The sequence below is a fragment of the Adhaeribacter pallidiroseus genome, assembly GCF_003340495.1.
GTDB classification, from domain to species: Bacteria; Bacteroidota; Bacteroidia; order Cytophagales; family Hymenobacteraceae; genus Adhaeribacter; species Adhaeribacter pallidiroseus.
This window is the reverse complement of sequence record NZ_QASA01000001.1, coordinates 4,083,181-4,094,784: the sequence shown is the minus strand read 5'-3', so window position 1 is coordinate 4,094,784 and position 11,604 is coordinate 4,083,181. Positions and strand designations below refer to the sequence as shown.

The 11,604-nt window shown below is 39.0% G+C and carries 8 protein-coding genes and 1 tRNA gene; all 9 read left to right on the top strand.

Annotation, left to right across the window (positions count from 1 at the left end; translation table 11 throughout):
* Positions 1-80: 80 nt before the first annotated feature.
* The 9 genes from AHMF7616_RS16470 to rpoC all read left to right on the top strand — a co-directional run bounded on the left by AHMF7616_RS16470 (position 81) and on the right by rpoC (position 11,602).
* Positions 81-153 (top strand) — tRNA-Trp (locus AHMF7616_RS16470).
* Between the two features lie 27 nt (positions 154-180).
* Positions 181-372 carry a preprotein translocase subunit SecE gene (gene secE, locus AHMF7616_RS16465; protein WP_115373884.1) on the top strand — a complete coding sequence of 64 codons (192 nt, stop codon included), beginning with the start codon at positions 181-183 and terminating at the stop codon, positions 370-372.
* Positions 373-383: 11 nt separating this feature from the next.
* Positions 384-941, top strand: coding sequence for a transcription termination/antitermination protein NusG (nusG, locus tag AHMF7616_RS16460; RefSeq protein WP_115373883.1), 558 nt, complete (start codon positions 384-386; stop codon positions 939-941).
* Positions 942-1,037: 96 nt separating this feature from the next.
* Positions 1,038-1,481 (top strand): 50S ribosomal protein L11, encoded by a 444-nt coding sequence (rplK, locus tag AHMF7616_RS16455; RefSeq protein ID WP_115373882.1) that lies wholly within the window; start codon positions 1,038-1,040, stop codon positions 1,479-1,481.
* Between the two features lie 12 nt (positions 1,482-1,493).
* Positions 1,494-2,192, top strand: coding sequence for a 50S ribosomal protein L1 (gene rplA, locus AHMF7616_RS16450; protein WP_115373881.1), 699 nt, complete (start codon positions 1,494-1,496; stop codon positions 2,190-2,192).
* A gap of 4 nt (positions 2,193-2,196) precedes the next feature.
* Complete coding sequence (gene rplJ, locus AHMF7616_RS16445) at positions 2,197-2,739, top strand: 50S ribosomal protein L10 (protein WP_115373880.1); 543 nt, start codon at positions 2,197-2,199, stop codon at positions 2,737-2,739.
* A gap of 39 nt (positions 2,740-2,778) precedes the next feature.
* Complete coding sequence (rplL, locus tag AHMF7616_RS16440; RefSeq protein ID WP_115373879.1) at positions 2,779-3,162, top strand: 50S ribosomal protein L7/L12; 384 nt, start codon at positions 2,779-2,781, stop codon at positions 3,160-3,162.
* Positions 3,163-3,335: 173 nt separating this feature from the next.
* Positions 3,336-7,193, top strand: coding sequence for a DNA-directed RNA polymerase subunit beta (rpoB, locus tag AHMF7616_RS16435; RefSeq protein WP_115373878.1), 3,858 nt, complete (start codon positions 3,336-3,338; stop codon positions 7,191-7,193).
* A gap of 248 nt (positions 7,194-7,441) precedes the next feature.
* Positions 7,442-11,602: a DNA-directed RNA polymerase subunit beta' gene (gene rpoC, locus AHMF7616_RS16430; protein ID WP_449489618.1), complete on the top strand. Its 4,161-nt coding sequence runs from the start codon at positions 7,442-7,444 to the stop codon at positions 11,600-11,602.
* Positions 11,603-11,604 lie beyond the last annotated feature (2 nt).

Below are 11,604 nucleotides of genomic sequence, written 5' to 3'. Positions count from 1 at the left end.
TAAATTTTGGGAGCGGATTTGTTTATATATATAAAATAGTTAAATTTGCACTCCATTTCAAAAATGGTGTGCATTTTTTTACGGGTGTAGCTCAATTGGTAGAGTAGTGGTCTCCAAAACCATTGGCTGGGAGTTCGAGTCTCTCCACCCGTGCAAATAAATTTGGCAATTTCGTAGTTGATGGAAAAGGTTAAGAATTATATCAGTGATACAGTTGAGGAAATGAGACATCGTGTTTCATGGCCAAAGTATAGCGAGTTACAGAATAGCTCGGTATTAGTATTGGTAGGCTCAATTGTATTTGCGATTGTTGTGGGCCTGATGGATTTTGTATACGATTCTACCTTATCGTGGTTTTACAACCAGTTTTAATCTAAGAGTAAATGGCAGATTTAAAATGGTATGTAGTTCGTGCAGTAAGTGGTCAGGAAAAGAAAGCTAAATCTTACCTCGAAACTGAAATATCTAGACAAGAGCTTACCGATTATGTGCCGCAAGTATTAATTCCAGCGGAAAAGGTTTACGAGATGCGGAATGGAAAGAAAAGAGTGCGGGAACGTAACTTTTTCCCGGGCTATATTCTTATTCATGCTGATTTATCACATGGTGAAGCAGAGCACATTATTATCAGTACTCCTGGAGTAATTGGCTTTTTAGGTGCTAATGAAGGTTCTGCCATGAAAAAACCGGTACCTCTTCGTTTATCAGAAGTAAACCGTATTCTAGGTAAGGTAGATGAAACTGATGAAACGGAAGAAACTTTAGAGTCTCCGTTTATAGTAGGGGAAACAGTTAAAGTAATGGATGGACCATTTAACGGTTTCGCCGGCACTGTAGAAGAGGTATTTGAAGAAAGAAAAAAACTCAACGTTATGGTAAAAATATTTGGTAGAAATACACCGGTTGAGCTGAACTACATGCAGGTAGAAAAAGAGTCTTAAGATAATTAACACTGGTAGCTCTCACGTGTTGAATTTTAAAATTAGAGCAAAAAACTAAATAAGCTGGAAGCTAACGGCTACAGTTAAATAAAAAAAATGGCAAAAGAAATAAAAGGTTACCTGAAACTTCAGGTAAAGGGAGGTGCCGCGAATCCTTCGCCACCGATTGGACCTGCTCTTGGCTCAAAAGGCTTAAATATTATGGAATTCTGTAAGCAGTTTAATGCTAGAACCCAAGATAAAGCCGGCCAAATTTGTCCAGTGTTGATTACAATCTACACCGATAAGTCATTCGACTTTGTTATTAAAACTCCACCATCTCCTGTTTTATTATTAGATGCTGCTAAAATCAAAAGTGGCTCCAAAGAACCAAATCGTAATAAAGTTGGTTCGGTAACTTGGGATCAGGTAAGAACAATTGCGGAAACTAAAATGCCCGATTTAAATGCATTTAAAGTGGAATCTGCTATGAAGTTAGTAGCAGGTACTGCACGTAGCATGGGTATTACAGTTACAGGTAAAGCGCCCTGGAGCGAATAATATTAGATAGTAATGGCAAAAAACACTAAAAACAGGAAAGCTGCTTTAGCTAAAGTAGACCTGAATAAAGAATATTCTTTGATTGATGCAGCAGAAGTAGTAAAAGAAATTACTTTCACTAAGTTTGATGCTTCAGTTGATATCGATGTACGATTAGGCGTAGATCCACGTAAAGCAGACCAAATGGTTCGTGGTATTGCTACATTGCCACACGGTACAGGAAAAACTGTTCGGGTGCTAGTTTTATGCACACCAGATAAAGAACAGGAAGCCAAAGATGCGGGTGCCGATTATGTTGGTTTGGATGAATATATCCAAAAAATTGAAAAAGGTTGGACGGATGTAGATGTAATTATCACAATGCCTTCTGTTATGGCGAAAGTTGGTCGTTTAGGCCGAATTTTGGGACCTCGTAATTTAATGCCAAATCCTAAATCGGGTACGGTTACTCCCGATGTAGCAAGAGCAGTGAAGGAAGTGAAAGCTGGTAAAATCGACTTTAAAGTGGATAAAACTGGTATCATCCACACAAGCATTGGAAAAGTTTCTTTTTCACCGGATAAGTTAGCGGAGAACGCTTCAGAAGTAATTTCCACATTAAATCGGTTAAAACCTTCATCTGCCAAAGGAACTTATATTAGAAGTATTACATTGTCAAGCACAATGAGTCCGGCAGTTCCAGTAGATCCAAGTTTAACTTCAGCAAAATAAGAGAATGACAAGGAAAGAAAAACAAGCGATAGTTAACGAATTAGCAGATAAGTTTGCTACACACCAATTCTTTTACATCACAGACGCAGCTGGGCTTAGCGTTGCTAGTATAAACAGGTTCCGCAGGTTGTGTTTTGATAAGGGTATGGAGTATAAAGTATATAAAAATACTTTAATCCGGAAAGCTTTAGATACATTAAGTGCCAATACATCTGCTATGGATACTGCATTAAAAGGGCAATCAGGTGTATTGTTCTCAAAAGAGTCAGGCAGTGCTCCAGCTAAACTTTTAAAAGCGTTTTATAAAGCTGAAGCTTATGGTAAAGGAGTGGAAGCTAAACCTGCTTTTAAAGGAGCTTACATAGACAGTGATGTATTTGTTGGTGCTGAAAATTTAGAAGTACTGAACACAATTAAGTCGAAGCAAGATTTGATCGGCGAAATTGTTGGTCTGTTACAATCACCAGCTAAAAATGTTATATCTGCACTGCAAGGTGGAGGTAATAAGCTTGCGGGCATCCTGAAAACGTTATCTGAAAAAGAATAATTAAACAATAAATAAATAACTTTTAATTTTTAATAAAAAATGGCAGATTTAAAAGCATTCGCTGAGCAGTTAGTAAATTTAACTGTAAAAGAGGTAAATGAACTAGCTACAATCCTGAAGGATGAATACGGCATTGAGCCGGCAGCTGCAGCTCCAGTGATGGTAGCCGGCGGTGCTGCTGGTGGATCAGATGCTCCTGTAGTTGAAGAAAAAACGGCTTTTGATGTAGTACTTAAAAGTGCTGGTGCTTCTAAACTAGCAGTAGTTAAGTTAGTAAAAGAATTGACTGGCTTAGGTCTGAAAGAAGCAAAAGAATTAGTTGATGCTGCTCCAAAAGCATTGAAAGAAGGGGTGGCCAAAGATGAAGCAGAATCTCTGAAAAAAGCATTAGAAGAAGCTGGCGCTGAAGTGGAGGTTAAGTAATTAAACTTACGCCTTACAATCTTCTACCAATAAGTAGACCTGGCAATTTAGCCAGGTCTTTTCCTGTTTGTACCCCAAAAACTTTATTGGGCTCAGACCTTTGAATTTCCTTTAGGAAATTTTTTAAAATAAGTTTTTAAACTTTAAATTTCAAAGTTTTGGCTAAACATAAAATGAATGAGCGAATTAATTTCGCTTCGATTACCCCAGTAATTGATTACCCGGATTTTCTCGATGTTCAGCTACAATCTTTTCGCGACTTTTTTCAGTTAGAAACACCCGCCGAAAATCGGACGGATGAAGGATTGTTTAAAGTATTTGCCGAGAACTTTCCTATTTCTGATTCTCGGGAAAACTTTGTTCTGGAATTTATTGATTACCATGTTGATCCACCGAAATATTCAGTAGATGAATGTATTGATCGGGGCTTAACCTATTCTGTTCCTTTAAAAGCAAAACTTCGGCTGATTTGTAATGACGAAGATAATGAAGATTTCGAGACTATTGAACAGGAAGTTTTCTTAGGAAACATTCCTTACATGACGGAAAAAGGATCGTTTGTGATTAATGGAGCTGAACGTGTGATTGTTTCTCAATTACACCGTTCGCCAGGGGTATTCTTTGCGCAGAGTAAACACACAAACGGTACTAAACTTTATTCAGCCCGAATTATTCCTTTTAAAGGTTCTTGGATTGAATTTGCTACCGACGTTAATAATGTCATGTACGCTTACATCGACCGGAAGAAAAAATTTCCGGTAACAACATTGTTGCGTGCTATTGGTTATGGAACAGATAAAGATATTCTGGATTTATTTGGATTATCAGAAGAAGTTCCGGCTGATAAAAAAACTATGAAGAAAGCTGTTGGCCGTAAGTTAGCGGCGCGGGTGTTACGTACTTGGACAGAAGATTTTGTGGATGAGGACACTGGTGAAGTAGTTTCTATTGATCGTAATGAAGTATTGTTGGAGCGTGATTCTACTTTAGCGGAAGAAGATATAGATACTATATTGGATTCAGGTGCGAAGTCTATCATCTTGCACCGCGAAAACGTGAATATCGCGGATTATACTATTATTTATAATACTTTACAAAAAGATAATTCAAACTCCGAGCAAGAAGCTGTAGAGCAGATCTATCGCCAATTACGGAATACAGAAGCGCCTGATGTAGAAACTGCCCGCGATATAATTCAAAAATTATTCTTTTCGGATAAACGTTATGATTTAGGTGATGTTGGGCGTTACAGAATTAATAAAAAACTAGGATTAGATAATAACTGGGATGCCAAAGTATTAACCAATGAGGACATTGTTCTTATAGTAAAATACCTGATTGGCTTAATCAATTCTAAAGCTGTAGTAGATGATATTGACCACTTAAGTAATCGCCGGGTTCGTACAGTTGGTGAACAGTTATATGCTCAGTTTGGAGTTGGATTAGCACGTATGGCTCGTACTATTAAAGAGCGGATGAACGTACGGGATAATGAAGAATTTAAACCTGTAGATCTAATTAATGCTCGTACTCTTTCTTCCGTTATCAACTCTTTCTTCGGAACTAACCAGTTATCCCAATTTATGGACCAGACTAATCCATTAGCTGAGATAACTCATAAACGCCGGGTGTCTGCCTTAGGGCCTGGAGGTCTTTCTAGAGAAAGAGCAGGCTTTGAAGTGCGTGACGTACATTATACGCATTATGGACGCTTGTGTACTATTGAAACACCAGAAGGTCCAAATATCGGGTTAATATCATCTTTGTGCGTGCATGCCCGAGTGAATAATATGGGCTTCATTGAAACTCCGTACCGGAAAGTAACAGAAGGGAAAGTAGAAGTTGAAACTGGTGTTGTTTACTTAACAGCAGAAGAAGAGGATACACATCACATTGCACAGGCAAATGCCGTGATTGATGAGGGAGGTAATTTCTTATCGGATAGAGTTAAAGGACGATTTGAAGGTGACTTCCCAGTTACAGAGCCAGCTACTTATACTTACATGGATGTAGCACCCAACCAAATTGTGTCGGTGGCGGCATCTTTAATTCCTTTTTTGGAACACGATGATGCAAACCGGGCTTTGATGGGTTCCAACATGCAACGCCAAGCAGTACCATTGTTAAAACCACAAGCTCCTATAGTGGGTACAGGCTTAGAAGGTCGGGCTGCAATTGACTCTCGAGCTTTAATTATTGCGGAAGGTCCAGGAGTTGTAGAGTTTGTCGATGCAAATAAAGTAGTAGTTAAATATGACTTAAGCGAAGATGATAAATTGGTAAGTTTCGACGCTGAGTATGTAACATATGATCTGATAAAGTTCAGAAGAACTAATCAAGATACTTGTATTAATCTAACGCCAATAGTGCATAGAGGTGATGTTGTTTCTAAAGGTCAAGCTTTATGTGAAGGGTATGCAACGAACGATGGCGAATTAGCTTTAGGACGCAATCTACAAGTAGCTTTCATGCCTTGGCAAGGTTATAACTTTGAGGATGCTATTGTTATTTCAGAGAAAGTAGTACGTGATGATGTCTTTACTTCTATTCACATTGAAGAATTTGAATTAGAAGTTCGCGAGACTAAAAGAGGAGAAGAAGAACTAACTTCTGAAATTCCGAATGTAAGCGAAGAAGCAGTACGTAACTTAGATGAAAATGGTATTATTCGTCGGGGTGCTGAAGTAAAAGAAGGTGATATTTTAATAGGTAAAATAACGCCAAAAGGAGAAACTGATCCCACCCCCGAAGAAAAGCTATTAAGAGCAATTTTTGGGGATAAAGCCGGTGATGTGAAAGACGCATCTCTGAAAGCACCACCATCACTAAATGGTGTAGTTATTGAAACTAAGTTATTCTCTCGTCCTAAGAAAGATAAAAACCTGCGGGCTAAGTCTAAAAAAGAAGTAGAAGACTTGAAATCACATTATAACAGTGAATTGAAAGCTGTTAAAAATATAATGGTTGACAAGTTAACACAACTACTGGATGGCCAGACAACTAATGGTATCAAGCATAAATTCGGGGATGAAATTATGTCGAAAGGTATAAAGTTCTCCCGCAAGAATATTGCTGAAAACTTATTCCCAGACAAAAACCCATATAAGGACGAAAGTAATTATGCTGTACCAGAAGAAGTTAACTTGTTTAAAGATTTAATCTTAGAAAACTGGACAGCTGATGACCGCGTAAACAATATGGTTATAGAGTTGGTTAAAAATTATAACAAACGTCGTAACAATATATCAGCTAGATTTAAGCGGGAGCGCTTTACACTAGAGGTTGGCGATGAGTTACCAGCTGGTATCGTACAACTAGCCAAAGTTTACATTGCTAAGAAACGTAAATTGAAAGTAGGGGATAAAATGGCTGGTCGTCACGGTAATAAGGGAGTTGTCGCTCGTATTGTTCGGGAAGAAGATATGCCATTTCTAGAAGATGGAACGCCAATGGATATTGTTCTAAATCCATTAGGGGTACCTTCGCGGATGAACATTGGCCAGATTTACGAGACCGTATTAGGATGGGCTGGTTTGAAATTAGGTAAAAAGTATGCTACACCTATTTTTGATGGCGCATCGGAAGAACAAGTTTCGGCTGAATTAAGGGAAGCAGGTGTTCCTCGGTACGGCCGTACTTACTTATACGATGGTTTATCCGGAGATAAGTTTGATCAACCTGTTACTGTTGGAGTAATTTATATGCTGAAATTAGGTCACTTAGTTGATGACAAAATGCACGCCCGTTCTATCGGCCCATACTCTTTGATTACACAACAACCTTTGGGTGGTAAAGCTCAATTTGGTGGTCAGCGTTTTGGCGAGATGGAGGTTTGGGCTCTAGAAGCCTTTGGTGCATCACATGTTTTGCAAGAAATCCTGACAGTAAAATCAGATGATGTAATAGGTAGAGCAAAGGCTTACGAAGCTATTGTAAAAGGCGACGTACTACCTAAACCAAATATCCCTGAGTCCTTTAACGTATTGATTCATGAATTAAGAGGCTTGGCACTGGAAATTACCTTAGATTAACACAAATAAAAAAGCGAAGACCAGAAATGAAATGTTTCTGGTCCTGCTTTCGTTGTGTTTTAAACAGACAAATTGTATAATTTTCAAATCTGAAAAATGGCATTTGCAAAAAATAAAAAATTAGTTCAGGACTTCTCTAAAGTTACAATTAGCTTAGCTTCTCCGGAGTCTATTCTGGAGCGGTCTAACGGTGAGGTAACTAAACCGGAAACAATAAATTACAGAACTTACAAACCAGAGATGGGGGGTTGTTTTGTGAACGTATATTTGGTCCGGTAAAAGATTGGGAATGTCATTGCGGTAAATATAAAAGAATAAGGTATAAAGGTATTATCTGCGACCGTTGCGGAGTGGAAGTAACGGAGAAGAAAGTACGTCGGGAGCGGATGGGCCACATTGAATTAGTGGTACCGGTTGCTCATATTTGGTACTTTAAATCCTTACCAAACAAGATAGGTTATTTATTAGGTCTGCCAACTAAAAAGCTAGATCAAATAATTTACTATGAACGGTATGTAGTAGTACAACCAGGAATCTTAGCCGAAGATGGCGTAAATATTTTGGATTTCTTGACGGAAGATGAATATCTAGATATGATAGATAAACTTCCGCGGGAAAACCAAATGTTGGATAATAGTGATCCAAACAAATTCATCGCAAAAATGGGCGCTGAGGCATTAGAGTTATTATTAACTCGGATTAACCTCGATGACTTATCTTATGAATTACGCTATTCTGCCGCTCATGAAACATCCCAGCAACGTAAAGGAGAAGCTTTAAAAAGGTTGCGCGTAGTAGAAGCTTTTCGAGATGCTGCTACTCGCATCGAAAATAAGCCAGAGTGGATGGTAATTCGGATGGTTCCGGTAATTCCACCGGAATTACGTCCTTTAGTGCCATTAGATGGAGGACGCTTTGCTACCTCTGACTTAAATGACTTGTATCGTCGGGTTATTATTCGCAACAATCGTCTGAAAAGACTGATTGAAATTAAAGCACCAGAGGTAATTCTACGGAATGAGAAGCGTATGCTTCAGGAAGCTGTCGATTCTCTATTTGATAATTCCCGTAAGGTAAATGCCGTTAGGGCTGAAGGAAATCGGGCTTTAAAATCACTTTCAGATATGCTGAAAGGAAAGCAAGGTCGTTTTCGTCAAAATCTATTAGGTAAGAGGGTTGACTATTCTGGCCGTTCGGTTATTGTAGTTGGTCCAGAGTTAAAGCTACATGAATGCGGTCTGCCTAAGAATATGGCAGCAGAGCTTTTCAAGCCTTTTATTATCCGTAAATTGATTGAACGTGGTATTGTTAAAACGGTAAAGTCAGCAAAGAAAATAGTAGATCGGAAAGATCCGGTAGTCTGGGATATTCTGGAAAATGTGTTGAAGGGCCATCCAGTATTATTAAACCGGGCTCCCACATTGCACCGTTTAGGTATTCAAGCTTTTCAGCCCAAATTAATCGAAGGCAAAGCAATTCAGTTGCACCCATTAGTTTGTACGGCTTTTAACGCTGACTTTGATGGTGACCAAATGGCGGTACACGTGCCACTCGGCCCAGCTGCAATTTTGGAAGCTTCTATGTTAATGTTAGCTTCACATAATATTTTGAATCCAGCTAATGGTGCCCCAATTGCTGTGCCATCTCAGGACATGGTTTTGGGCCTTTATTATGTGACGAAGGGTAAACGATCTACTGAAAACGAAAAGATAACTGGTGAAGGTAGAATATTCTATAGCGCTGAAGAAGTAATCATTGCTATTAATGAAGGACAGCTTTCTAAACATGCTTATATTAAGGTAAGAACTAAGGTTCTGAATGAAGACGAAAAGATTGTTACTAAGGTTATTGAAACTGTTGCGGGCCGGGTATTATTCAATCAATTTGTCCCTGAAGAAGTTGGTTTCGTAGACGAGCTTCTAACAAAGAAAAAGTTACAGCAGATTATTTCCCGGGTATTTAAAGCTACAGGTATGGCTCGTACAGCCCAGTTCCTGGATGATATTAAAACTCTAGGTTTTCAATCTGCTTATAAGGGCGGATTATCAATGGGACTAGGTGATATTGTTATTCCGAAAGAAAAAGATATTCTGGTAGAACAAGCCAAGAGGGATGTTGATGCAGTTTGGGCTAACTACTCTATGGGTTTAATCACTGATAATGAGCGTTATAACCAAGTAATCGATATCTGGACTCGTATAAACAACCAGATAACTGAGACCCTGATGAGCCGTTTGGAAAAAGACGACCAAGGATTTAACTCAATTTATATGATGATGCACTCTGGAGCTCGTGGTTCTAGAGAACAAATCCGGCAGCTAGGAGGTATGCGGGGCTTAATGGCTAAACCACAAAAATCTTTGCAAGGCTCAGTAGGTGAAATTATTGAAAACCCTATTCTTTCTAACTTTAAGGAAGGTTTAGATGTAATCGAATACTTTATTTCTACTCACGGTGCACGTAAGGGTTTGGCGGATACAGCTTTAAAAACAGCCGATGCTGGTTACCTAACACGTCGTCTAGTAGACGTTTCTCAGGACGTGATTGTAAATGAAGAAGATTGTGGTACTTTACGTGGATTAGAAGTAAGTGCGTTGAAAGATAATGAAGATATTGTAGAATCACTTTCCGAACGGATTCTTGGTCGCGTGAATGTGCATGATATTATTGATCCAATCAATAATGAAATGATTCTGGAAGCGGGCACTGAAATTACGGAGGAAATTACCAGAAGAATTGAAGCAACTGCGATTGAAACCATTGAAATCCGTTCGGTGCTAACTTGCGAAAGCAAGCGTGGTATCTGTGCAAAATGCTATGGGCGTAATCTTTCTTCGGGCCGTATGGTGCAGAAAGGAGAAGCTGTTGGAGTTATTGCAGCTCAATCAATTGGAGAACCCGGTACTCAGTTAACGCTTCGTACATTCCACGTAGGAGGTACTGCATCCAACATTGCGGTTGATGCGGCTATCCGGGCTAAGTTTAATGGGGTAGTGGAATTTGAAGATGTTCGAACTATAGAAACGGTAAACAATGAAGGAACTACGGTTAGAGTAGTAATGGGACGTTCCGGAGAAGTGAGAATCGTAGAGTCGGGTACTAATAAAATTCTGATCTCTAATCACGTACCTTATGGTTCATTCTTAACTGTTGAAGAAGGACAAACTATTGCTAAAGGTGATGAAATTTGTGCTTGGGATCCATATAACGCAGTAATTCTATCGGAATTTGATGGTCTTATCTCATATGAATCTCTAATTGAAGGTATTACATATAGGGAAGAATCTGATGAACAAACTGGGCACCGTGAAAAGGTTATCATTGAAACAAAGGATAAAACACAAAACCCTTCCATAGTAGTAAACCCAAGTAGCGGCGAAAGTAAAGGTTATAACATTCCGGTAGGTGCTCACTTAACAGTAGAAGATGGAGAGCAAATTCGGGCTGGTCAAATTTTAGCTAAAATACCGCGTGCTATAGGTAAAACAAGAGATATTACGGGTGGTTTACCACGCGTAACAGAACTATTTGAGGCACGTAACCCTTCGAACCCAGCTGTAGTATCGGAGATTGATGGTGTTGTTACTTATGGTGGTGTTAAACGGGGAAATCGTGAAATTTTCATTGAATCGAAAGATGGAGTGAAGAAAAAATACATGGTGCCATTGTCAAAACACATTCTTGTTCAGGATAATGACTTTATTCGGGCGGGTTTACCATTATCAGATGGTGCCATTACCCCAACGGATATTTTAAATATTCAAGGGCCAGGAGCCGTACAGGAATACCTAGTTAACGAAATTCAAGAAGTATACCGTTTACAGGGAGTAAAAATTAACGACAAGCATATTGAAGTTGTAGTGCGGCAAATGATGCAGAAAGTAATGGTGATTGATCCGGGAGATACCACATTCCTTGAAAATCAGATTGTTGATAAAGTTACCTTCATGGAAGAGAATGATACTATAATCGATATGAAAGTAGTGGAAGATGCAGGTGAATCATCAAACTTAAAGCCAGGGCAAATTGTAACTTCTCGCCGCTTACGGGATGAGAATTCTAGTTTGAAACGTCGTGACTTACGTTTGGTAACTGTTCGTGATGCGCAACCTGCAGTATCTAAACCAACGTTGCAAGGAATAACTCAAGCATCATTAGGTACGCAAAGCTTTATTTCAGCGGCTTCGTTCCAAGAAACGACTAAAGTGCTGAGTGAAGCAGCGATAAAAGGAAAAGCAGATGAATTATTAGGCTTAAAAGAAAACGTAATTGTAGGACACTTAATACCGGCTGGTACTGGATTGCGTGAGTATAACAACCTAATTGTAGGTTCACGAGAAGAGTACGATGCCTTAATTGCTTCTAAACAAGCAACAAAAGCCAGACAATCTGAATTGCAAAATAGATAATG